19 protein-coding genes and 1 pseudogene are annotated in these 24501 nt (G+C 57.8%); 14 read left to right on the top strand and 6 right to left on the bottom strand.

Features of this window, described 5'->3' with window-relative positions:
• The 5 genes from ACFOFO_RS19690 to ACFOFO_RS19670 form a co-directional block, all read left to right on the top strand.
• A partial coding sequence (locus ACFOFO_RS19690) for a thiamine pyrophosphate-dependent enzyme (protein WP_390332512.1) occupies positions 1 to 648 on the top strand: 648 nt, incomplete at its 5' end.
• Between the two features lie 79 nt (positions 649 to 727).
• Positions 728 to 1975: a formyl-CoA transferase gene (gene frc / locus ACFOFO_RS19685; RefSeq protein WP_390332510.1), complete on the top strand. Its 1248-nt coding sequence runs from the start codon at positions 728 to 730 to the stop codon at positions 1973 to 1975.
• Positions 1976 to 2068: 93 nt separating this feature from the next.
• Positions 2069 to 3766 (top strand): NADH-ubiquinone oxidoreductase-F iron-sulfur binding region domain-containing protein, encoded by a 1698-nt coding sequence (locus tag ACFOFO_RS19680; RefSeq protein WP_390332509.1) that lies wholly within the window; start codon positions 2069 to 2071, stop codon positions 3764 to 3766.
• A gap of 35 nt (positions 3767 to 3801) precedes the next feature.
• On the top strand, positions 3802 to 6639 hold the full coding sequence (gene fdhF / locus ACFOFO_RS19675) for a formate dehydrogenase subunit alpha (RefSeq protein WP_390332507.1): 2838 nt from the start codon (positions 3802 to 3804) through the stop codon (positions 6637 to 6639).
• Positions 6636 to 7496 carry a formate dehydrogenase accessory sulfurtransferase FdhD gene (locus tag ACFOFO_RS19670; protein ID WP_390328001.1) on the top strand — a complete coding sequence of 287 codons (861 nt, stop codon included), beginning with the start codon at positions 6636 to 6638 and terminating at the stop codon, positions 7494 to 7496. Before fdhF (ACFOFO_RS19675) ends, ACFOFO_RS19670 begins: the two co-directional genes overlap by 4 nt.
• A 339-nt stretch (positions 7497 to 7835) precedes the next feature.
• On the opposite strand, the gene ACFOFO_RS19665 is transcribed toward ACFOFO_RS19670, so the two are convergent.
• On the bottom strand, positions 7836 to 8939 hold the full coding sequence (locus tag ACFOFO_RS19665; RefSeq protein WP_390323720.1) for a substrate-binding domain-containing protein: 1104 nt from the start codon (positions 8937 to 8939) through the stop codon (positions 7836 to 7838).
• Between the two features lie 215 nt (positions 8940 to 9154).
• Here ACFOFO_RS19665 and ACFOFO_RS19660 point away from each other — a divergent pair, with 215 nt between their 5' ends.
• The 9 genes and pseudogenes from ACFOFO_RS19660 (at position 9155) to ACFOFO_RS19620 (ending at position 20252) form a co-directional block, all read left to right on the top strand.
• A complete protein-coding gene (locus tag ACFOFO_RS19660) occupies positions 9155 to 9634 on the top strand; it encodes a formate dehydrogenase subunit gamma (RefSeq protein ID WP_390323718.1) in 480 nt (159 codons plus the stop codon).
• Positions 9631 to 11184: a formate dehydrogenase beta subunit gene (locus ACFOFO_RS19655; protein WP_390332505.1), complete on the top strand. Its 1554-nt coding sequence runs from the start codon at positions 9631 to 9633 to the stop codon at positions 11182 to 11184. Before ACFOFO_RS19660 ends, ACFOFO_RS19655 begins: the two co-directional genes overlap by 4 nt.
• Positions 11185 to 11207: 23 nt before the next feature.
• Complete coding sequence (gene fdhF, locus ACFOFO_RS19650) at positions 11208 to 14081, top strand: formate dehydrogenase subunit alpha (RefSeq protein WP_390332503.1); 2874 nt, start codon at positions 11208 to 11210, stop codon at positions 14079 to 14081.
• A 21-nt stretch (positions 14082 to 14102) separates the two neighbouring features.
• Positions 14103 to 14948, top strand: coding sequence for a formate dehydrogenase accessory sulfurtransferase FdhD (gene fdhD, locus ACFOFO_RS19645; protein WP_390323717.1), 846 nt, complete (start codon positions 14103 to 14105; stop codon positions 14946 to 14948).
• Entirely contained in the window at positions 14945 to 15172 is a 228-nt protein-coding gene (locus ACFOFO_RS19640; RefSeq protein WP_390323715.1) for a formate dehydrogenase subunit delta, read from the top strand. The genes fdhD and ACFOFO_RS19640 overlap by 4 nt, the downstream gene beginning before the upstream one ends.
• 242 nt (positions 15173 to 15414) lie before the next feature.
• Positions 15415 to 17157 carry a glyoxylate carboligase gene (gene gcl, locus ACFOFO_RS19635; protein ID WP_390332500.1) on the top strand — a complete coding sequence of 581 codons (1743 nt, stop codon included), beginning with the start codon at positions 15415 to 15417 and terminating at the stop codon, positions 17155 to 17157.
• Positions 17158 to 17207: 50 nt separating this feature from the next.
• Positions 17208 to 17385 (top strand): annotated as a pseudogene (locus tag ACFOFO_RS19630) (hydroxypyruvate isomerase); the annotation flags it as partial.
• Positions 17386 to 17493: 108 nt separating this feature from the next.
• Positions 17494 to 18912, top strand: a complete 1419-nt coding sequence (gene pyk / locus ACFOFO_RS19625) for a pyruvate kinase (protein WP_390332498.1) — start codon at positions 17494 to 17496, stop codon at positions 18910 to 18912.
• Positions 18913 to 18935: 23 nt separating this feature from the next.
• Positions 18936 to 20252 carry a D-amino acid dehydrogenase gene (locus ACFOFO_RS19620; RefSeq protein WP_390323714.1) on the top strand — a complete coding sequence of 439 codons (1317 nt, stop codon included), beginning with the start codon at positions 18936 to 18938 and terminating at the stop codon, positions 20250 to 20252.
• Between the two features lie 56 nt (positions 20253 to 20308).
• Here ACFOFO_RS19620 and ACFOFO_RS19615 read toward each other — a convergent pair whose 3' ends face one another.
• The 5 genes from ACFOFO_RS19615 to ACFOFO_RS19595 form a co-directional block, all read right to left on the bottom strand.
• Positions 20309 to 20545: a hypothetical protein gene (locus ACFOFO_RS19615; protein WP_390323711.1), complete on the bottom strand. Its 237-nt coding sequence runs from the start codon at positions 20543 to 20545 to the stop codon at positions 20309 to 20311.
• Positions 20546 to 20583: 38 nt separating this feature from the next.
• A complete protein-coding gene (locus tag ACFOFO_RS19610) occupies positions 20584 to 21723 on the bottom strand; it encodes an ABC transporter substrate-binding protein (protein ID WP_390332497.1) in 1140 nt (379 codons plus the stop codon).
• Positions 21724 to 21863: 140 nt separating this feature from the next.
• A complete protein-coding gene (locus ACFOFO_RS19605; RefSeq protein WP_390323707.1) occupies positions 21864 to 22292 on the bottom strand; it encodes a PAS domain S-box protein in 429 nt (142 codons plus the stop codon).
• 92 nt (positions 22293 to 22384) lie between these two features.
• Positions 22385 to 23635 (bottom strand): formyl-CoA transferase, encoded by a 1251-nt coding sequence (frc, locus tag ACFOFO_RS19600; protein ID WP_390323706.1) that lies wholly within the window; start codon positions 23633 to 23635, stop codon positions 22385 to 22387.
• 218 nt (positions 23636 to 23853) lie between these two features.
• Positions 23854 to 24501 (bottom strand): thiamine pyrophosphate-dependent enzyme (locus ACFOFO_RS19595; RefSeq protein WP_390332496.1); only part of this gene is annotated, 648 nt, incomplete at its 5' end.

Raw genomic sequence — 24501 nt, 5'->3', positions numbered from 1 at the left:
CGTCGACAGAAAAACCTGGCGAAGATGGCGGCCACCCTCGACCAGAATCCGTCGCCCATGAACTTCCATAGCGCACTGCGCGCGATCCGCGATGTGCTCAAGACTCGCCCGGACATCAACGTCGTCAATGAAGGCGCCAACACGCTCGATTACGCCCGTAGCATCATCGACATGTATGAGCCGCGCAAGCGTTTCGACTCCGGCACCTGGGGCATCATGGGCATCGGTATGGGGTATGCCATCGGCGCGGCGGTCACCAGCGGCAAGCCTGTCGTTGCCATCGAAGGCGATAGCGCATTCGGTTTCAGCGGCATGGAACTCGAGACCATCTGCCGCTACGAGCTGCCGATTGTCTCCGTGATCTTCAACAACAACGGGGTCTACCGCGGCACCGATGTCAACCCGACCGGAGGGAAAGACGTCGCCCCTACGGTTTTCGTCAAGGGAGCGCGCTACGACAAGATGATCGAAGCATTCGGCGGCATCGGCTATCACGTCACCACGCCGGCCGAACTGACGACGGCATTGACCGAAGCGATCGCGTCGGGCAAACCGGCACTCATCAACGCCGTCATCGACGAAGCAGCGGGTACCGAGAGCGGTCGCCTGACAAATCTGAACCCGCAAAGCAGCGCGACCAAGAAGTAACACCAGGCACCATGGCGCACACCATGTACAAATAATTGCTCAACGCGGTGCATAATAAATATTCAGGAGACCTATTACCATGAGCAAAGCACTCGACGGCGTCCGCATTCTTGATTTCACCCACGTGCAGTCGGGGCCGACCTGTACGCAATTGCTGGCCTGGTTCGGCGCCGACGTGATCAAGGTCGAGCGCGCCGGCGAAGGCGATGCCACGCGCGGACAGTTGCGCGACATCCCGGACGTAGACAGCCTGTATTTCACGATGCTCAACCACAACAAGCGCTCGATCACGCTCGACACCAAAAACCCGAAAGGGAAGGAAGTGCTGGAGACGCTGATCAAGAAGTGCGATGTGCTGGTCGAAAATTTTGCCCCCGGCGCGCTGGACCGCATGGGTTTCACCTGGGAACGCATCAACGAACTCAATCCGCGCATGATCGTCGCGTCGGTCAAGGGCTTCGGCCCCGGACCGTACGAAGACTGCAAGGTCTACGAGAATGTTGCGCAATGTGTAGGCGGTTCGGCCTCAACCACCGGCTTCGATGATGGCCCGCCGATGGTCACCGGCGCGCAGATCGGCGACAGTGGTACCGGCCTGCACCTGGCGCTGGGCATAGTGGCCGCGCTGTACCAGCGCAACGCCACCGGACGCGGCCAGAAGGTGCTGGCCCCGATGCAGGATGCTGTGCTCAACCTGTGCCGCGTCAAGCTGCGCGACCAGCAGCGCCTGGAGCGCACCGGCACGATGCATGAGTACCCGCAGTATCCCGACCAGCCGTTTGGCGAAGCCGTGCCACGTGCCGGCAATGCCTCCGGTGGTGGTCAGCCCGGGTCGATCCTGAAGTGCAAGGGCTGGGAAACTGACCCGAACGCCTACATCTATTTCATCACGCAGGGAGCTGTCTGGCCTGCCGTGTGCAAGGTGATCGGCGAGGAAGGCTGGATCACCGACGAGGCGTACGCCTCGCCGGCAGCGCGCCTGCTGCACCTCAAGCCGATCTTCGCGCGCATTGAGGAATGGACCAAGACCAAGACCAAGTTCGAGGCGATGGACATCCTGAACAAGTACGACATCCCGTGCGGGCCGATCCTGTCGATGAAGGAAATCGCCGAGGAACCGGCGTTGCGCGAGACCGGCACCATCGTCGAGGTCGATCATCCCAAGCGCGGCAAATATCTGACAGTCGGCAACCCGATCAAGATGTCCGATAGCCCCACCGAAGTAACGCGTTCGCCGCTGTTGGGCGAGCATACCGAAGAAGTGCTGGCGCAACTGGGCTACAGCAAGGAACAAATCGCGGCGCTGCGCGAGGAACGCGTGATCTGAACCTCGGTCTTGTCGCAACGCACAAGCGATTTGGACATATACGAGGCGATAAGATCTGCGGACCACGCACCGATACGCTGATTAGGAAACACAATGAACCACATAGTCATCCCGATAGCGGTGCAAGGCGCCTCGAAACAGCGCAAGCGCGAAGCACCGAAAGGCCGCCGCGTCGACCCCACCGCATTGGCCGAGGTGCAAACGCTGCTTGGCTCGGCATCGCGTCAGCCTGATTTGCTGATTGAGCATTTGCACAAGATCCAGGATCGCTTCGGTTCCTTGTCTGCCGCGCATCTCGCTGCCCTGGCGCAAGAGATGCGCCTGGCGCAAACGGAAGTGTATGAAGTCGCGACCTTCTATCATCATTTCGATGTCGTCAAGGAAGGCGAGACTGCGCCCGCAACATTGACGGTGCGGGTATGCGACGGCTTGTCCTGCGAAATGGCCGGCGCGCGCGATCTGCTGGACAAACTGCCGAGCATATTGGGCAAGGACATCCGCGTCATTCCCGCGCCCTGTGTCGGCCGTTGCGAGCAGGCGCCGGTCGCCGTGGTCGGACAAAACCCGGTGCCGCATGCAAGCTGTGAAGCGATCGAAGCCAAGGTGACAGCCGGGGAATCGCAACATGTCCCGGAAGGTTTCATCGACTATGCGGCCTATCAATCGCAAGGTGGTTATGGGCTTTTGAAAGAGTGCATTTCAGGTACACGCGATACCGAATCGGTCATCAAGACAATGGAAGATTCCGGCTTGCGCGGTTTGGGCGGCGCCGGTTTTCCGGCGGGGCGCAAATGGCGCATCGTGCGTGCCGAAAAAGGACCGCGCCTGATGGCGGTCAATATCGACGAAGGCGAACCCGGTACCTTCAAGGATCGGGTGTATCTCGAACGTGATCCGCATCGTTTTCTGGAAGGCATGCTGATCGCTGCCTGGGCGGTGGACATACAAACGGTCTATGTGTATCTGCGCGACGAATACCACGGTTGCCGCGCTATGCTGGAAGCCGAACTGGAAAAGATGAAGGCTGCGCCACCGATGTCCAATATGCCGGACATCATTCTGCGGCGTGGCGCGGGCGCCTACATCTGCGGTGAAGAATCCGCGATGATCGAATCGATCGAAGGCAAGCGCGGCATGCCGCGCCTGCGTCCGCCCTATGTCGCGCAAGTCGGCTTGTTCGGCCGGCCGACACTGGAACACAACTTCGAAACGCTGTACTGGGTGCGCGAGATTCTGGAAAAAGGCGGCGCCTGGTTTACATCGCACGGTAAAAACGGACGCAAGGGACTGCGCTCATTCTCCGTATCCGGCCGCGTCAGGGAACCCGGCGTCAAGCTGGCGCCTGCCGGCATCACGATACAGGAATTAATCGACGAATATTGCGGCGGCATGCCGGATGGTCACACCCTGTATGGGTATCTTCCCGGCGGTGCGTCCGGTGGCATCCTGCCGGCAAGGTTGAACGCGATTCCGCTCGACTTCGATACCTTGCAGCCGTATGGCTGCTTCATCGGATCGGCGGCGGTGATTGTGCTGTCGGACCAGGATACGGCGGTCGGCGCAGCGCGCAACCTGATGCAATTCTTCAAACACGAATCCTGCGGTCAATGCACGCCTTGCCGGGTCGGCACTGCCAAGGCATCGAGTTTGATTGAACAACCAAAGTGGGATGTCAGCTTGCTTGCAGAACTGTCGACCGTGATGCGGGATGCGTCGATTTGCGGCCTGGGTCAGGCGGCGCCGAATCCGATTGATTGCGTAGTCAAATATTTTCCGCACGAACTGGCCTGACCATTCAGTGTGGAAGAGGCACAGAGAAAACACTCATGAACGCGATTAGCAGAAATGAAATGGCGCAATTCGAAGCGCCGCTCGTCACCTTCAATCTGAATGGCCGCGAGGTGAATGGCAGGGCGACGGAAACCATCATCGAAGTCGCCAAACGCGAGGGCATCGAGATACCGCACCTGTGCTACAAGGAAGGTCTCGAAACCGCCGGCAATTGCCGCGCATGCATGGTCGAGATCAACGGCGAGCGGGTGCTGGCTCCGTCATGCTGTCGTTATCCGACTGCCGGAATGAAAGTCATCACGGACAGCGAGCGCGCCATTGCATCGCAAAAAATGGTGCTGGAACTGCTGCTGTCCGACATGCCGGAAACCGACTACACGCGTCACAATGAAGTTGATCAGTGGGCCGACAAGCTTTCCGTCGGAAAACCCCGTTTCAAAGCGCGCAAACAGGTCAAGCAAGATGCGTCGCATGCCGCCATCACGGTCAACCTCGATGCGTGCATTCAGTGCACCCGTTGTGTGCGCGCCTGTCGCGACGAGCAGGTCAATGATGTGATCGGCCTGGCTTTCCGTGGCGACCAGGCAAAAATTGTATTCGATATGGACGACCCGATGGGCTCCTCCACCTGCGTCGGTTGCGGCGAATGCGTACAGGTATGTCCGACCGGCGCACTGATGCCGGCGCGCGACGTCGCGTTGGCCGTACCGGACAAGCAAGTCGCGTCTGTCTGCCCGTATTGCGGTGTCGGTTGCCAGCTGACCTATAACATCAAGGACAACAAAATTCTGTACGTGGAAGGTCGCGACGGCCCTGCCAATCATGAGCGCCTGTGCGTGAAAGGACGCTACGGTTTCGATTATGCGCACCACCCGCATCGCCTGACCAAACCGCTGATCCGGCGTGCCGATGCCCCCAAGCGCGGCGACTTCACGATGGATCCCGATAATGTGATGGATGTGTTCCGCGAAGCGAGCTGGGAAGAGGCACTGGCCTTTGCCGCCGGACAGCTCAAACAGATTCGCGATCAGCATGGCAAGAAGGCGCTGGCCGGTTTCGGTTCGGCCAAAGGCAGCAATGAAGAAGCCTACCTGTTCCAGAAACTGGTGCGCGTCGGTTTCGGCAGCAACAACGTCGACCATTGCACCCGTCTGTGCCATGCATCGTCGGTGGTGGCGCTGCTTGAAGGCATCGGCTCCGGTGCGGTGTCGAATCCGGTGATGGATGTGACCAAGGCAGAAGTGGTGATCATTATCGGCGCCAATCCGACTGTTAACCATCCGGTGGCCGCTACCTGGATCAAGAACGCGGTGAGGAACGGCACCCAACTGGTGGTGTGCGACCCACGCCGGTCGGAGCTGGCGCGCATTGCGCACCGCTTCCTCCAGTTCAAACCGGATACCGATGTTGCGTTGCTCAATGCGATGATGCACGTGATCGTGACCGATGGCCTGGTGGACCGGGAATTCATCGAGAGCCGTACCGTCGGCTACGAGGAACTGAAACAAAATGTCGAGGGATACAGTCCCGAGAAGATGGCGCCGATCTGCGGCATCGACGCCGATACCATCAAATATGTCGCGCGGCTTTATGCGACATCCAGGGCATCGATGATCCTGTGGGGCATGGGCGTCTCGCAGCATATCCACGGCACCGACAATGCGCGTTGCCTGATCGCGCTCGCATTGATGACCGGCCAGATCGGACGCCCGGGCACCGGCTTGCATCCGCTGCGGGGACAAAACAATGTGCAGGGCGCATCCGATGCCGGTCTAATTCCGATGATGTATCCGGATTATCAGCATGTGACCGATCCGAAAGTGCAAGCCAGTTTTGAACAGGCGTGGAAGCTGCCGGTCGGCACGCTGGACAGCACACCGGGTCTGACCGTGGTGGAAGTGATGCATGCGATCAAAAAAGGCGAAATTCGCGGCATGTACGTAATGGGTGAAAATCCGGCAATGTCGGATCCGGATGCCACGCATGCTCGCGAATCGCTGGCCGCACTGGATCATCTGGTGGTGCAGGATATCTTCCTGACCGAAACCGCGTATCTGGCTGACGTGATCCTGCCGGCCAGCGCGTTCCCGGAAAAGACCGGCACCTTCACCAACACCGACCGACTGGTGCAAATGGGGCGTCAGGCCATCGATCCGCCTGGCGACGCCAGACAGGATTTGTGGATCATCCAGCAAATCGCCGAACGGCTTGGGCTGGACTGGCAGTACTCGCACGTGTCGGAAGTATTTGACGAAATGCGGCACACGATGCCGAGCATCGGCGGCATCACCTGGGACCGCCTGGAGCGCGAACATGCGGTGACCTACCCATGCGTCAAGGAAGGCGATCCGGGTGAATCAGTGGTCTTTGTCGACGACTTCCCGAGAGAATCGGGGCGCGCGCGCTTTGTGCCGGTTGACATCATTCCGGCCGCCGAGCGTCCGGATGCCGAATATCCGATGGTGCTGATCACGGGGCGCCAGCTTGAACACTGGCACACCGGCAGCATGACGCGCCGTGCCACGGTGCTGGACGCGATCGAACCTGATCCAATCGCCTTGATCCATCCGCTGGACCTGGCGGCGATGGGCGCCAGGCCGGGCGATATCGTCACGCTCGAATCGCGGCGCGGTGCGGTGTCGCTGTATGCGCGCGCCGATGACAGTTCACCGCGCGGCGCGATTTTTGTGCCGTTCTGCTTCTACGAAGCGGCGATCAACAAGCTGACGAACGCGGCGCTGGATCCTTACGCAAAAATTCCTGAATTCAAGTACTGCGCGATTCGCGCTTCGTTAGGCGGCTTGCCTCCGATGCAAGGCAGTTATGGCGGCGGGCAGGTACTGGAGAAAATAACAGGGCAAAGCAAATGGTGAAAACCCGGCCGCTCCTATCCAACGCTGCTGCAGAGTTGACGCACGATGTTGAAGTGCTGGATGAACGTGGCCGGCTGTCGACGATTGCGATTCCGGCCGAACGACCACTGACCGTGTACGTCGACAAACGTGAACTGGTGACGCTGATGACGCTCGGCGGTGCACCGGAAGCGCTGACGCTCGGCTACCTGCGCAACCAGCGTCTGGTCCGGTCAATCGACGACATTGCGTCGGTCCAGGTGGACTGGTCGGTCAATGCGGTTGCGGTAAACACCTACTCCGGCATCGCGGATATTGAAGAGCGCACTTCGAAGAAGGTCGTTACCACCGGCTGCGGCCAAGGCTCGGTTTTCGGCGGCCTGATGGATGAGGTCGATTCGATCGTCCTGTCACCGGATGCGCGCTTGAAGCAATCGGTTCTCTACAAAATCGTCGACATGATCCGGACGCAGGACTCGATTTACAAGCAGGCGGGCTCGGTCCATGGCTGTGCCTTGTTTGCCGCCGATGGCAAGCTGCTTTACTTTATCGAAGATGTGGGTCGCCACAACGCAGTGGATGCGATCGCCGGCAGGATGTGGCTCGATGACATCAGCGGTAAAGACAAGGTATTTTATTCGACCGGTCGCCTGACGTCCGAAATGGTCATCAAGGGCGGGCAGATGGGCATTCCATTTCTACTGTCGCGCTCCGGAACCACACAGATGGGGCATATGGTGGCAGAGCGCCTGGGCATGTCTTTGCTGGCGCGCTGTACTGGCAAGCATTTCCTGCTTTTGACGGGCAAGGAGCGGCTGCTGTTCGAGCCGCAGCTGTTGGAGACCGGTTCCCGAAATGCGGAGACGGTCGGGTACTGAATTACATCAGGGACAAGTGGTTCGGAGTGGTGCATCTGCTGGGCAGCAGTCCCACCATCCTGTCCGGCGGCGACAAGCAGCGCATCGCGCTAGCGCGCGCCAAGGTCCTTGCGCCCAGATGACAATTGCTCGACGAACCGACCGCCAACCTGGGATGAACCCAGCGCGAACAGACAATCGCAGTGATACCCACTTGGTCGGCACAGGATGCAGCGTGGTGATGGCCTGTCATGGTCGCGATCTAATTGCGTTGCCAGGTGTGCAGCGGCTGAAATGACGGGACGGAAGCCTGGGAATCTGCAGCGGCCAGACCCACTCCGGATCAGATACCGGCCAGCATCACGTCTTGCCAGGTGTGGTTCTGGTCTTTTCTTTTTCACGCGGCGCGGCCTTGGTCCCGTGAGAAATCGGCACTTTTGGAAACGCCTCGCGCAATGTCATGACCGTCCCCGTTTCGTTGACGTCGTACCCCGGCAATCTATTGACCTCGGTTCGGAATTCACTGGTTTTCAAAAACTCCAGGATTGGCGTGAACCGCGAATCAAGCAGCAATTTTTTATCGCAAATCAGGAAATAACGTTCCGTCAGTATCGGAATAAAATCCAGATCGAATTGACGCGCCGCAGTTTCAACCCCCAAACCGGCATCGGCCTTGCCGCACAAGATGTAAGCGGCGATCGCCGCATGGGTCAGTTCAATGTTTTCGAAGCCATTGATGTCGCGCCCGGTTTTCCCTTCCTGCTGCAGTAATAAATCGAGGATCAGCCGGGTTCCCGATCCCTGCTGGCGGTTCACGAATTGCACGTCAGGACGCAGCAAATCCTTCACGCCCCAGATATTTTTCGGGTTCCCCTTTGCCACCATGATTCCTTGCCTGCGGGTGGCGAGGTTGATGAGCTGATGGCTGGGCTTGAGCCATGGTTCGAAGTGTTTGAATACCGGGATTTCAAATACGCCTATCGGCACATGGAAACCGGCAATGTCGCAATTTCCTCGACTAAAGGCGCTCATCGCCTCCAGGCTGCCGCGATAGCTCAAATCCAGCGGGATATTTTTCTTTTGCAGTTGCTTGTTGAGCGCTTCAATGGCGAACCCGTGACTGGCATAAATCTTCAAGACATTTCTCACGAGCGAAATGGCGCCTTGAATCTCCGCCTCGATTTCGCTCGCCATGCTGTCGAGCAGCGGATCCACCCTGGCGTGAATCAGTTTTTCCGCCGCCACCAGCCGCTTGCCCAGCGGGGTCAGTTCCGATCCGCGCCCTCGCGTCATCTCGACGACCGCACCGCCCAGCAATGCCTCCATTTCGGCCAAGGCATTCCAGGCATGCCGGTAAGAGATCGACAGCGCCTTGCTCGCCGTCTGCAAGTTACCACCTTTCTCGACAGCGGCCAGCAGCTGCAGGCCCTTCACGAGTGAAAAAGGTTTGGCCGTGTCGCTCAACAAAAACAAGCTCGGCCGAATTTCAATCTTCATATATGACCAACTTTGCCTATTTAAATTACCGAATGCTGCCTATCCATATGTGGATATTTATCATATTGCGCGCTAGAGGAAAGACGCCAATACTATAGCTGCGAATCGCCTCCCAAACATACACATAATTACATATTAAGAGCGCCTAACAAAGTAGTGAAGGTCAAAATAAGGAGCAACACATGCAACCCGTAAAGTCATGGGATGTCACAACGGTCCAGGATGTCATCAAGGCATGTAAATCGATGCCGGGCGCGATGCTGCCGATCTTGCACGGCATTCAGGATGCAGTCGGCTACATCCCGTCGGATGCAGTAGCGATGATTGCCGATGGACTCAACGTGTCGCGTGCCGAAGTGCATGGCGTCATCACCTATTACCACCATTTCCGGCAAGAGCCGGCAGGCAAACACCTAGTGCAGTTATGTCGCGCCGAGGCTTGCCAGGCGAGAGGAGCGGACGCGCTGGTCGCGCACGCGAAAGCAGCCCTCGGTTGCGATTTTCATCAAACCACGGCCGACGGCGAAGTCACTTTGGAGCCGGCCTATTGCCTCGGCCAATGCGCAGTGGGCCCAAACATCACGATCGGTGACGAACTCCATGCGCGCATTACACCGGAAAAATTTGATGCATTGATCAACGCCAAGCGAGGTGCAAAATGAGTATTACCATCTACGTACCGCGCGACTCGACTGCACTGGCATTGGGCGCCGACGATGTGACGAAAGCGATCATGGTGGAAGCGGTTCGGCGCGGCGTCGATCTGCGCATTGTGCGCAATGGATCGCGCGGCATGTTCTGGCTGGAACCGATGGTCGAAGTTGATACCCCCGATGGCCGCACCGCCTACGGTCCGGTGAGCAAGGAAGACGTGACAGTGCTGTTCGACGCCGATTTCATTCACGGCGGCACGCATTCCCTGTCGCTCGGTCTGACCGAAGAAATCGCCTACCTGAAGAAGCAGGAACGCCTGACATTCGCACGCGTCGGCATCACCGACCCGGTGTCGCTCGATGATTATCTGGCACATGAGGGCTATGCCGGATTACAGCGCGCATTGGGCATGACGGCCGACGGCATCGTGCAGGAAGTGCTCGACTCCGCTCTGCGCGGTCGTGGCGGCGCAGCTTTCCCGACCGGCATCAAATGGAAAACCGTACTGGGTGCGCAAGCGGCGCAAAAATATGTGGTCTGCAATGCCGATGAAGGCGACTCGGGCACCTTTTCCGATCGCATGGTGATGGAAGACGATCCGTTCATGCTGATCGAGGGCATGACCATCGCCGGCATCGCGGTCGGTGCGACGCACGGATACATTTATGTCCGATCCGAATATCCGCATGCGATCGCGGCGCTGAATGAGGCGATCGAGAACGCCGGCAAGGCAGGCTATCTCGGCCCCAATATTCTCGGGTCCGGCAAGACCTTCCAACTCGAAGTGCGCAAAGGCGCCGGCTCGTATGTTTGCGGCGAAGAAACCGCTTTGCTGGAAAGCCTGGAAGGCAAGCGCGGCATCGTTCGCGCCAAACCGCCACTGCCGGCGATCGAAGGTTTGTTCGGCAAACCGACCGTCATCAATAACGTGATTTCGCTGGCGACGGTGCCACTCATCATGGCGCGCGGCGCGGCATTTTACAAAGACTATGGGATGGGCCGTTCGCGCGGCACGCTGCCGCTGCAACTGGCCGGCAATATCAAGTACGGCGGCCTGGTGGAAAAAGCATTCGGCGTCAGCTTGCGCGAGTTACTGATCGATTTCGGCGGCGGCACCGCCAACGGCCGCGCGATCCGCGCGGTGCAGGTGGGCGGCCCGCTGGGCGCGTATCTACCGGAATCGCAGTTCGACACGCCGCTCGATTACGAGGCATTTGCGGCGATCGGCGCGGCACTCGGGCATGGCGGCATCGTCGTGTTCGACGACCGTGTCGATATGGCCAAGCAGGCGCGCTATGCGATGGAATTTTGCGCGGTGGAATCCTGCGGAAAATGCACGCCCTGCCGCATCGGTTCGACGCGCGGCGTGGAAGCGGTCGACCAGATTATCGCGAATCAAAACCGGCCGCAGCAAATTCACTTACTGCGCGATTTGTGCGACCTGATGCTGCATGGGTCGCTGTGCGCGATGGGGGGCATGACGCCTTTCCCGGTATTGTCCGCACTGAATCATTTCCCGGAAGATTTTGGCGCCGACACTGCGCAAAAAGCTGCCTGAACAAGAACGAGCAAAGGAATCACATGAACCAGTTCAATGGATTGGATTACGGAACGCCGGAACGCGTTTCAGACAACACCGTCACGCTAGAAATCGATGGCGTCGAAGTCAATGTCGCGGCCGGCACCTCGGTGATGCGTGCGGCGGTCGAGGCGGGCGTCAATGTGCCGAAACTCTGCGCGACCGACAGCCTGGAGCCCTTCGGTTCCTGCCGTTTGTGCCTGGTTGAAATTGCAGGCCGCAAAGGCTATCCGGCTTCCTGCACCACGCCGTGCGAACCCGGCATGAAGGTCAAGACCCAGACCCCGAAACTGGCTGACATCCGCAAGGGCATGATGGAGTTGTATATCTCTGACCATCCGCTCGATTGCCTGACCTGCCCGACCAACGGTAATTGCGAATTGCAGGACATGGCGGGCGTGGTCGGCTTGCGCGACGTGCGCTATGGCTACGAAGGCAAAAACCATCTGAAGCTGGAGAAAGATGAGTCCAATCCGTATTTCACCTATGACGCATCGAAGTGCATCGTCTGCAACCGCTGCGTGCGCGCCTGCGAAGAAACACAAGGCACGTTCGCGCTGACAATCTCGGGGCGCGGCTTCGACTCGCGCGTGTCGGCTGGTCAGGATCAGGCTTTCATGGAATCGGAATGCGTCTCTTGTGGCGCCTGCGTCGATGCCTGCCCGACCGCCACGCTGACGGAAAAAACCGTCATCATGATGGGCCAGGCCGAGCACAGCAAGATCACGACCTGCGCGTATTGCGGCGTCGGCTGCTCGTTCAAGGCCGAGATGAAGGGCAATGAAGTGGTGCGCATGGTGCCGAACAAGGATGGCCATGCGAACCATGGCCACTCCTGCGTCAAGGGCCGTTTTGCCTGGGGCTATGCGACACACAAGGACCGCATGCTCAAGCCGATGATCCGGGCCAAAATCACCGACCCGTGGCGCGAAGTATCGTGGGATGAAGCGGTCAATTATGCCGCGTCCGAATTCCGCCGCATCCAGGCAAAGTTCGGCAAGGATTCGATCGGCGGCATCACCTCGTCTCGTTGCACCAACGAAGAAACCTACCTGGTGCAAAAACTGGTGCGCGCTGCATTCGGCAACAACAACGTCGATACCTGCGCCCGCGTTTGCCATTCGCCGACCGGTTATGGTTTGAAACAGACGCTGGGTGAATCGGCCGGCACGCAGGCCTTCGATTCGGTGATGAAAGCCGACGTCATCATGATCATCGGCGCCAACCCGGCATCGGCGCATCCGGTTTTTGCCTCGCAAATGAAGCGACGGCTACGTCAGGGCGCCAAACTGATCGTGATCGATCCGCGCGCCACCGAAATGGTCAAGTCGCCGCACGTCGAGGCCGATTACCATTTGAAGCTGATGCCGGGTACAAACGTCGCCGTCATCACCGCCATGGCGCATGTGATCATGAGCGAAAGCTTGTTCGACGCCGACTTCATCGCCGCGCGCTGCGAAGAACAATCATTCAAGGATTGGCAGCAGTTTGTGCTGCGGCCCGACAATTCGCCGGAAGCGATGGCGGCCATTAGCGGCGTGCCGGCCGAAGAACTGCGCGGCGCCGCACGCCTGTTCGCAGCGGGCGGCAACGGTGCGATTTATTATGGCCTCGGCGTCACTGAGCATTCACAAGGCTCGACCATGGTGATGGGGATCGCCAATCTTGCGATGGCAACCGGCAACATCGGGCGCGAAGGCGTCGGCGTCAATCCCTTGCGCGGACAGAACAATGTGCAAGGTGCATGCGACATGGGCTCCTTCCCGCATGAGCTGCCCGGTTATCGCCATATCTCCGACACCACCGTGCGTACCGAATTCGAACAAGCGTGGAACTGCACGCTGGATCCGGAACCGGGCCTGCGCATCCCCAACATGTTCGACGCCGCACTCGACGGCAGCTTCATGGGCCTGTATTGCGAAGGCGAAGACATCGTCCAGTCCGATCCGAACACGCAACACGTCACCGCCGCGCTGGCCGCGATGGAATGTATTGTGGTGCAGGACCTGTTCCTGAACGAAACCGCCAAGTATGCGCACGTATTCCTGCCGGGTTCTTCCTTCCTCGAAAAAGACGGCACCTTCACCAATGCGGAAAGGCGCATTTCGCGCGTGCGCAAAGTGATGCCGCCGAAAGCCGGCAAGTCGGACTGGGAAGTTACGGTAGCCTTGGCGAATGCGCTCGGCTATCCGATGCGCTACAAACACCCGTCCGAAATCATGGCTGAAATTGCCGCGCTGACGCCGACTTTCCGTGGCGTCAGCTACAAGAAAATCGATGAACTCGGCAGCATTCAATGGCCGTGCAACGAGGAAGCACCGGGCGGCACGCCGACCATGCATATCGGCGAGTTCGTGCGCGGTAAGGGGAAATTCATCAACACGCAATTTTTCGCTAGCGCTGAAAAAGTTACGCGCAAGTTCCCGCTGATCCTGACCACCGGCCGCATCCTGTCGCAGTACAACGTCGGCGCCCAGACGCGGCGCACCGACAACAACCAGTGGCACAGCGAAGACCGTCTGGAAGTCCATCCGCACGACGCAGAAGAACGCGGCATCAAGCAGGATGACTGGGTCGGTATCGAATCGCGCGCTGGGCAAACAGTATTGCGGGCGACCATCACCGACCGGGTGCAGCCGGGCGTGGTGTACACGACCTTCCACTTCCCTGAGTCCGGCGCCAACGTGATCACCACCAATAATTCCGACTGGGCCACCAACTGTCCGGAATACAAGGTGACCGCAGTGCAGGTGATGCCGGTGACGCAAGCGTCAGAATGGCAACAGGGTTACAGCCGCTTCAACCGTGAACAATTACGGCTATCGAAAGGTGCGCCTGCCGACGCAGAGCAGGAAAGCGCAGTTGCCGATAAGTGAGCGTGAACAAGGAGCGGATTGATGAATGCAATGGCGGAACATGAACACGCAGCACTGGCCCGGGTTGTCGTGCAGAAATGGCGCGACGGTCTGGGTGACGTGCAGGCAGACAATGTGGCAGAAGAAGTGCCGGTTGCGCTCGAATACAACGGCATTTCACATGCCGTGATGCTGGCATCGCCGACAAATCTGGAAGATTTCGCGCTGGGATTTTCCTTGAGCGAAGGCATTGTTGCGCATCCCTCCGAGCTGTTTGATTGCGAAGTGTCAAATGTCTCGGATGGAATCCAGGTGCAAATGCGGATCGCATCCGAAAGATTTGTCATGCTCAAGGATAGGCGGCGCAATCTGACCGGGCGAACCGGCTGTGGTCTGTGCGGGGCGGAAACCTTGCAACAGGCGATTCGCCGTCCCGCCCGCGTGGAAAGTCATGCAAAGTTTTCAGCCGCCGCAATTTACGCGGGTCTTGATGCGATGCAGATGCAGCAAGCCATGCAACGTCACACTGGCGCCACGCATGCCGCCGCATGGCTGGCCGCGGATGGAAGAATCACCGTTGTCCGTGAAGACGTTGGGCGGCATAATGCGCTCGATAAATTGATCGGTGCATTAGCGAGAGACAGAATCGATTTTTCCTCAGGCGCCGCGCTGATCACCAGCCGGGCAAGCTATGAGATGGTGCAGAAGGTTGCCACCCTCGGAATCGGCTTTCTGGCGGCGATTTCCGCGCCGACTGGATTGGCAATTCGCCTTGCCGAACAAACCAATGTGACCCTGATTGGCTTTGTCCGTCTAAAAAGCCATGTCGTCTACGCACACCAGAATCGGCTGACCCATGATGCAGATTTAGGGAGAAATGAAATATGAACGTCGTGAATAACCTCGTCACAATGGCCAATCAGATCGGTGCATTTTTCGAGACGATGCCGGATCGCCATCAGGCATCGGAAGATATCGCGGATCATCTGAAGCGGTTCTGGGAACCAAGGATGCGGAGGTCTCTGTTGCTGTATGTCGATGAGCAAGGCGGATCCGGATTAAAGGAGATCGTTCTTGAGGCCTTGCGCACGCACAACGCCTCCATTCTTTAATAGCGCCTGACAATCGCTGGGTAAATTCGCTTCTGCGCATATGGCATTTAGACCTATACATAAGATTGCAAATGTTGGCCATTACCTGCATATGACATTGGCTCGGCAGCACCTTGTGATACTAGTGACATGAGGTATCGAATAAAACTATATTTAGTGTCCTTATCAAAGAAATGATTTGTCGATAGGATGTGTCATATCAATTCGACTCATTCACGAAACTGCGCATCTGGAGAATTAGCATGGCAAAAATGACTGCGGCAGAAGCAGCTGTTCATGTAATGGAAAAAGAAGGCATCACAGTCGCCTTCGGCGTGCCGAGTGCCGCCATCAATCCTTTATATGCGGCGTTAAGAAAGCGCGACAGCATTAAACATATTCTGGCGCGACATGTTGAAGGCGCTTCGCACATGGCGGAAGGCTATACCCGCGCCAAGGCGGGCAATATCGGCATCTGCATCGGCACCTCGGGGCCGGCCGGCACCGACATGATCACGGGCCTGTATTCGGCACAAGCTGACTCGATACCGATTCTGTGTATCACGGGTCAGGCGCCGCGCGCCCGCATCTACAAGGAAGATTTTCAGGCGGTGGATATCGAGTCGATCTCCAAGCCGGTCACCAAGTGGTCGGTGACGGTGCGCGAACCGGCGTTGGTGCCGCGCGTCTTTCAGCAGGCGTTTCATCTGATGCGCTCGGGGCGTCCCGGTCCGGTCTTGATCGATTTGCCGTTCGATGTCCAGATGGCACAGATCGAGTTCGACCCGGACACCTACGAACCGATGGCGGTCTATAAGCCCAAGGCCAGCCGCGCGCAGATTGAAAAAGCGATGGCGATGCTGAACGAGGCCGAGCGACCTCTGATTACCGCGGGCGGCGGCATCATCAATGCTGATGCGTCAGCCTTACTGGTGGAGTTTGCCGAAATCGTCGGTGTGCCTGTGATCCCGACACTGATGGGATGGGGCAGCATTGCCGATGACCATCCGCTGATGGTGGGCATGGTCGGTTTGCAAACCAGTCATCGCTATGGAAACGCCACCATGCTGGCGTCCGACTTTGCGCTGGGTATCGGCAATCGCTGGGCCAATCGCCACACCGGAACCATCGAGGTATTCACCAAGGGCCGCAAGTTTGTTCATGTGGACATCGAACCGACCCAGATCGGCCGCGTCTTCGGTCCTGATTATGGCATCGTGTCGGATGCGGCAGCAGCGCTGGCATTGTTTGTCGAAGTCGCCCGGGAGTGGAAAGCGGCCGGCAAATTGAAAAACCGCTCTGCCTGGGTGGCCGAGTGCCAGGAGCGCAAGCGCACCATGCTGCGCCGTACCGATTTTGACGAGGTCCCGGTCAAGCCGCTGCGTGTCTATCAGGAAATGAACAAATTCTTTGGGCAGGATGTTCGTTATGTGTCCAGCATCGGCTTGTCGCAAATTGCGGCGGCCCAGTTCCTGCATGTCTATAAGCCACGCCATTGGATCAACTGCGGCCAGGCGGGCCCCTTGGGCTGGACCATTTCGGCCGCATTGGGTGTGCGCGCGTCCGACCCGACCGGCGATATTGTGGCGATTTCCGGCGACTACGATTTTCAGTTCATGATCGAGGAACTGGCGGTCGGCGCGCAATTCAAGCTGCCCTACATCCATGTTCTGGTCAACAATTCCTACCTTGGCCTGATCCGTCAGTCGCAGCGCGGATTCGACATGGATTACTGCGTGCAATTGGCATTTGAAAATATCAACGCGCCGGAACTTCAGGGTTACGGCGTGGATCATGTGGCCGTGATCGAAGGTCTGGGCTGCAAGGCGATCCGCGTGTTCAGGCCGGAACAAATCATTCCCGCGTTTGAGCAAGCGCGGATTCTGATGAAGCAGCATGGCGTGCCGGTGGTGGTGGAGATTATTCTTGAGCGTGTGACCAACATCTCAATGGGCACCGATATTGACGCCATCAACGAGTTTCAAGAAGTTCTCGACGTCGAATAATCGAATACGAACAGGAAAAAATCACTCCCAAATTTGCTGTCAAGCTGACGATGCTATTTAACGAAGTGGGATTCATCGAATGTTCGGCGCGGCCGCGCGTACCGGATTCCGCGGAGTCGAGTCCTTGTTTCCCTATGCATTCCATGGCAATCAAATTTGGATAAATTGAATATTTATCAACTGGATCTAGTTTTGCATAATCTGTCGGCGGGCAATTGGGAAGCAGGAGTCGACCCTTACCAATGTCAATGCGGGCTGTCCTGATTCTTTAGAACCGATGCGACTGAATGAAAAATCCATCGGCCCAGTCATCGTTTCATTCAAAGGAAGAACATCATGCGGCGTCAACGAAATGCCAAAATCATAGCAACACTCGGCCCTGCCAGTTCGGATGCAGAGACAATCCAGAAACTATTTGAAGCTGGAGCCGATGTCTTCCGTTTCAACTTCAGCCATGGTTCGCACCAGGACCATCAGGCTCGCCATGAGATCGTGCGCGAAGTGGAGCGTAAACTTGGCCGCCCGATCGCGATTCTGGCGGACCTGCAGGGACCAAAACTGCGCATCGGTGCGTTTGCCGAAGGCAGGATCACGCTGGCGGCGGGGGCCGAATTTGTGCTCGATCGCGATGCCGCACCTGGCACGATACAGCGTGTATGTCTGCCGCATCCTGAATTATTCGAAGTCATCACGGTCGGCCAATCCTTGCTGCTGGATGACGGCAAGCTGCGCCTGCAAGTGCTGGCCAGCGACGGGCAACGGATTCGCACACGCGTGATCACCGGCGGCCCACTGTCTGATCGCAAGGGCGTCAACGTGCCCGATGCGGTGTTGCCGATTCCGGTGCTGACTGAAAAGGACCGGCGCGATCTGGCCTTTGCCTTGGCATTGGGTGTCGAGTGGGTCGCCTTGTCCTTCGTGCAGCGTCCGGAAGATTTGCTGGAGGCGCGTGAACTGGTCGGCGGCCGTGCCAGCCTGATGACCAAGCTGGAAAAGCCGCAAGCACTCGATCAACTGGAAGAAATTGTACGCTTGTCGGATGCGGTCATGGTGGCGCGCGGCGATCTTGGCGTCGAGCTGCCACCGGAGCGCGTGCCGGGCGCGCAAAAGCGCATTCTGCGGGTTTGCCGTCAGCACGGCAAACCGAGCATCGCCGCCACGCAAATGCTCGAATCGATGATAACCGCGCCAACGCCGACCCGGGCTGAGGCATCCGATGTGGCCAGCGCTATCTACGACGGCGCCGACGCTGTCATGTTGTCGGCGGAGTCCGCCAGCGGCGCCTATCCGGTGCAGGCGGTATCGATGATGGACCGCATCATCAACGAAGTGGAACGCGATCCGCTCTATCGCAACCTGATCGATGCGCAGCACGAATTGCCGATGCCCACGCGCGGCGATGCGATCTGCTCCGCCTTGCGCAATGTGACCAACATCATCGGGGCTGCGGCAACCGTCACTTACACGACCTCCGGACATACCAGTCTGCGTGCGGCGCGCGAGCGGCCTATGGCGCCCATTCTGAGCATCACGCCCAACCTGGCCACCGCACGGCGCCTGTCCCTGGTATGGGGCGTCCATTCCACCGTCAGTGCCGATGTTCACAGCGTGGACGAGATGGTGGCGACCGCCTCCCACGTGGCCCGTGAAGAGGGATTTGCACAAGCCGGTGACCAGATCGCCATCACCGCAGGCATGCCTTTTGGCGAGCCGGGCACCACCAACCTGTTACGGATCGCGGAAATCGAGGCCTGAAAATTGAGATGTGACCTCGGCTCATGAAAATCATCGTATTGGGGGCTGGCATAGTCGGCACCGCTTCGGCGTGGTTCTTGCGCCAAGCGGGGCATGATGTAAGCGTCATCGAGCGCCAGCCCGGTGTGGCGCAGGAAACCAGCTTTGCCAACGGTTGCCAAATTTCCGTTTCGCATGCGGTGCCGTGGGCTAATCCTTCCGCACCGATGAAAATATTGAAATGGCTCGGCCAGGAAGATGCGCCTTTACTATATCGCTTCCGGCCCGAATGGCTGCAGTGGAAATGGGGCCTGAATTTCCTGCGCGAATGCACGCCCGCACGTACCGCAAGCAATATTCGCCAGATCGTCGCGATCGCAGAATACAGCCGTCAAACGCTGCAAGCGGTACGTACTGAAACCGGCATCGAATACGATTGCCTGACGCGCGGCATCCTGCATTTTTATACCGATCAGAAAGACTTCGAGGAATCCCTGCCGGCTGCCAAATTCATGCGCGATCTCGGCTGCCCGCGCCAGTCGATCAGCGCGGATGAAGTCATCAAAATCGAACCGGCGCTAGCGCAGAGCCGCAACCGGATTGTCGGCGGCGATTTCACCGCGACCGACGAATCCGGCGACGTGTACAAGTTCACGACGGGATTGGCTGACAAGGCTGCTGAAGCGGGCGTCAATTTCCGCTTCAACACCACCATCACACGCTTGCTGACCACTGGCGCCGGTGCATCGGCGAAGATCAGCGGCGTCGAAATAATTAATGCGGAGGGACGCCACCAGGTACTGCGCGCCGATGCGTTCGTGGTGGCGCTAGGAAGCTTTTCGGCTCCTCTGCTCAAGCCATTGGGCATCGACCTGATGATCTATCCGGGCAAGGGCTATTCGGCCACTTACCGCGTCAAAGATCGGGACGCTGCCCCATCGGTTTCCTTGACTGACGACGCTTACAAGCTGGTGGTGTCGCGTCTGGGCGATCGCTTGCGCGTGGCAGGCACCTGTGAGTTCAACGGCTATACACGCGAGCTGAACGCCACCCGCTGCGAAATAATCACCCGCCGCACGCGCGAACTATTTCCGCAGGCGTGCGACTACGGCAATCCGGTTTACTGGACCGGCCTGCGGCCGCTGACGCCGTCCAACGTACCTTACATCGGTGAGACTAGGTTCAGCAATCTGTTTCTGAATACCGGCCACGGCACGCTGGGCTGGACCATGGGTTGCGGCTCAGGCCGGGCGATCGCCGACATCGTGTCGGGCCGGACGCCGGAGGTTGACTTTGCATTTACCCGAAAGCCGCATCGGGTATCCGTATCGTTGGTCGAACCTGGCAGAACGACTAGTTGAAGTAGCCGTGCAAAAAAGTGAGTCACCCGAATTTCGTATGGGGTTACAGTTGCATCTCATGTAAAACGTGGGCTTTTACACCAGGTTTCAACGCCATGGATCGAGAATGACGCAACGTTTCTACCGAGTTTTTTGTATCCCGCCGCCTGCATTTTTTTGTGGTCGATTTCAGAAAGAGAATATTCGAACGACACGCAATCATCTTCACAGCGAAGTACGGTCTCAATATCGACACCAAACAGAACCAGCACAGAGCCTTGGCGCGCAGTATGCGTGCGACGACATTGAGTCATGATCCCTTGGTGTACCGGACAAATAGGTTTTAAAATACTCAGCGCACAAAACGTCCGTCTTTGCCAAGCATCGTGATTTCCACAAACTGGCTGCCGGTGTGGTTCCGAGGCCCATAGTTGACCATCAATCCACCCAGATCGGCGTGCTTCATTGATTCCAGCGCATGCACAAAATTTTCGCGCGTCAGATTGCGGCCAGCGCGCCGGATGCCTTCCACCAGCACCTTGGCAGACACGAAGCCTTCCATTGCCGCATATGACACGGTGGTACCGGTTCCTTTTGCCGCCACCTTGAACTCCTGGCCCAAGACACTGGACACCAGATGGGGGGCAGGCGTGACCTGTGTCACGAGGATGCCATTCGCTGCCGGACCCAAATCCCTGGCGAACTCTTGCGACGAATTATTGGACATCGTCATGATTTGCATGCTGCCGCCTTGCGCACGCAGCTCCTTGATGATGTCAATCGTGTTCTCGCCTGAGCTGACGATAATCAGTGCCGCGGGCCTGGCTGCGATCAGCTTGGCAGCGGTGGCTTTAATGTCCGGCTTTAGCCGAGGAAATATCGCGATGATGGCCGGAGATAATTGACGCGCCGTCATGCCTTTGTTGAATCCGGCAAGTCCTTCCATGCCTAAGGGATCCTCTTTTTCATACGTCAGCAAGCCGATCTTATTGATGCCGACGGTAGTGAAGTGCTCGATGGCCTTAATCACTTCATCCTGATATTTGGCGCGCACATTGAACAGCCAGCGGTTGACGGGCGTATGGAATATTTCTGCGCCTGTGCTCGGTGCGACGAGCGGTACCTGGTGCGTCTCCAGGAGCGGCAGGATGGCTTCAGTTTGCGGCGTGCCCCGGCTCTGGAATAACGCGAACACATGATCTTGCGTAATGAGTTTTTCCGCATTGGCCGCAGCCAGAGCCGGTATGAACTTGTCGTCGACAATGCGCAATATGATCTTGCGGCCATTGACTCCGCCCTGCCGGTTGACGCCGGCAATATAGGCATGTGCGCCTTCGTTCATCTCTTTGACGGCGCTGGCAACAGTCCCGGTCAGCCCGACGGTCTGACCGATCAGAATACTATCCTCGGTGATGCCATCCTCCGCAAATGCCGTCATCGCAATGCTTGCCACCAGTCCTGCGACTACCCGTCTTTTCCAGCGCATGTCCATCGATTTTTTCCGCAAAGGCAGATTGATCGAAGTGCGATGTGAGCATCAGCCACTTCGAAGGAAATGAGATACCGACATGCTCGGCCGCCGCTCAGCTGCCGGAGAGGCCGCTATCGCTTTGAACGACTAAGCAAGCTTGTTCAAGCGGTCGTGGCTTCCAGTTCGGCCAGGCGTTTGCGCAAGCTGCGCTCTTCACTAAAGCGAGCGGTTTCATCGCGAATAATCGCGACAATGGCCGTCACCTTTTGATCTGCCGAATACAGCATGGCAACCGTAAACGCGATGGATAAGGCGCGCCCGTCTTTATGTAGCGCCGGTACCCGCAGCACATCGTGACCGTAACGGGTTTGCCCTGTCTCCATCGTCTTGTGATAACCATCCCAATGGCGCTGGCGCTGCCGCTCCGGAACAATCAGATCAAGCGATTGGCCCAGTGCCTCGCTTTCCGCAAAGCCGAACATGCGCTCGGCCGCCGGATTCCACAGCGTGATGGCGCCGCTGGCGTCACAGACGACGATCGCATCGCCTACAGCCTCTATGAGCTGCTTGAAATCAATTGCTGAGTGCATAGACTTACTCCTTATCCTTGAAAACTGGAGCGATGTTCAGAAGCCCGTGCGGGCTCCTGAACACCGCTATTAGGTGTGCAAGAATGGTGTCTTCAAACCACCTGCGCGGCATGCATTGCAGCAATTTTTTGTTTGCTGTAACCCAGGCTTTCCAGCACTTCGTCGGTATGTTCTCCCAACAATGGCGACCCGGTGATTTCGACCGTGGTATCCGAGAATTTGATCGGGCTGCCCACGGTGAGATATTTACCGCGCTCCTTGTGTTCGACTTCGGTAACGGTCCCGCTCGCGCGCAGTGAAGGATCATTCGCGATTTCCTTCATCGACATCACGGGCGAGCATGGGATGTCGAACTTGCGTAATATGTCCACGGCTTCAAACTTGGTCTTATCCTTGAGCCAAGCTTCGATCGTGCCAAAGATATCGAAAATTTTGTCCTGACGCGCCGCGGCCGTGTTGTACGCCGGATCGTCGATCCATTCATCCTGGCCAATCGCCTTGCAGATCGGGGCCCATGCATGGCCCTGAATGGTGAAATAGATGTACGCGTTCGGGTCCGTCTCCCAGCCCTTGCACTTGAGAACCCAGCCCGGCTGGCCACCGCCACCTGCGTTACCGCCACGCGGCACGACGTCGGTGAATTTACCATGCGGATATTGCGGATACTCCTCAAGGTAACCTACCTTGTCCAGGCGCTGCTGATCGCGCAGCTTGACGCGGCACAGATTGAGAACACTGTCCTGCATCGAGACAGCCACCTTCTGGCCCTTGCCTGTTTTGTCACGGCCAATCAACGCAGTGAGAATGCCGATCGCCAGGTGCATACCGGTATTGGTGTCGCCAAGGGCGGCTGCGCTCACCGTTGGAGGACCATCCCAGAAGCCCGTGGTGGACGCGGCGCCCCCGGCGCATTGCGCCACGTTTTCGTAGACTTTCAAGTCCTCGTAATGATGGCCATCACTAAAACCTTTTACCGAGGCTACGATCATGCGTGGATTGAGTTCACGGATGTAATCCCAGGTGAAACCCATGCGGTCAAGAGCACCTGGTCCAAAATTTTCAACCAATACATCGGATTCCTTGATCAGCTTTTCCAGCACTTCCTTGCCTTCCGGCTTCTTGGTGTCCAGCGTGAGCGACTTTTTATTGCTGTTAAGCATAGTGAAATACAGGGCATCTACACCTGGAATGTCACGTAACTGGGACCGGGTGACGTCCCCTGAACCAGGACGCTCAACCTTGATGACGTCGGCGCCAAACCAGGCCAACAGCTGCGTGCAGGCTGGACCGGCTTGCACATGGGTGAAATCAATGATCTTAATTCCGTCGAGTGGCTTGTTCATGATTAGTAGATTCCTTTTATAACGTTAATTGTGTTCCTGGAGCAGTAATCCAAATTGGTTCCGTTCAAGTTCCAGGTCGAACGGCGCCAGTTTTTGTAGCTCGTGCCTTGCTCATTCATACTCTCTTAAGGATCTGGTGCGTTGGCGCAGTGGGACTTCACCTGACCGCACCGGATCGAGCAATTATTTGTACATGGTGTGCGCCATGATGCCTGGTGTTACTTCTTGGTCGCGCTGCTTTGCGGGTTCAGATTTGTCAGGCGACCGCTCTCGGTGCCCGCTGCTTCGTCGATGACGGCGTTGATAAGTGCCGGTTTGCCCGACGCGATCGCTTCGGTCAATGCCGTCGTCAGTTCGGCCGGCGTGGTGACGTGATAGCCGATGCCGCCGAATGCTTCGATCATCTTGTCGTAGCGCGCTCCCTTGACGAAAACCGTAGGGGCGACGTCTTTCCCTCCGGTCGGGTTGACATCGGTGCCGCGGTAGACCCCGTTGTTGTTGAAGATCACGGAGACAATCGGCAGCTCGTAGCGGCAGATGGTCTCGAGTTCCATGCCGCTGAAACCGAAAGCGCTATCGCCTTCGATGGCAACGACAGGCTTGCCGCTGACGACCGCCGCGCCGATGGCATAACCCATACCGATGCCCATGATGCCCCAGGTGCCGGAGTCGAAACGCTTGCGCGGCTCATACATGTCGATGATGCTACGGGCGTAATCGAGGGTGTTGGCGCCTTCATTGACGACGTTGATGTCCGGGCGAGTCTTGAGCACATCGCGGATCGCGCGCAGTGCGCTGTGGAAGTTCATTGGCGACGGATTCTGGTCGAGGGTGGCCGCCATCTTCGCCAGGTTTTTCTGTCGACG

The organism is Pseudundibacterium arcticum, assembly GCF_042646465.1.
GTDB classification, from domain to species: domain Bacteria; phylum Pseudomonadota; class Gammaproteobacteria; order Burkholderiales; family Burkholderiaceae_D; genus Undibacterium_A; species Undibacterium_A arcticum.
The sequence above is the reverse complement of the archived record's forward strand: the minus strand, read 5'-3'. Positions and strand labels throughout refer to the sequence as shown.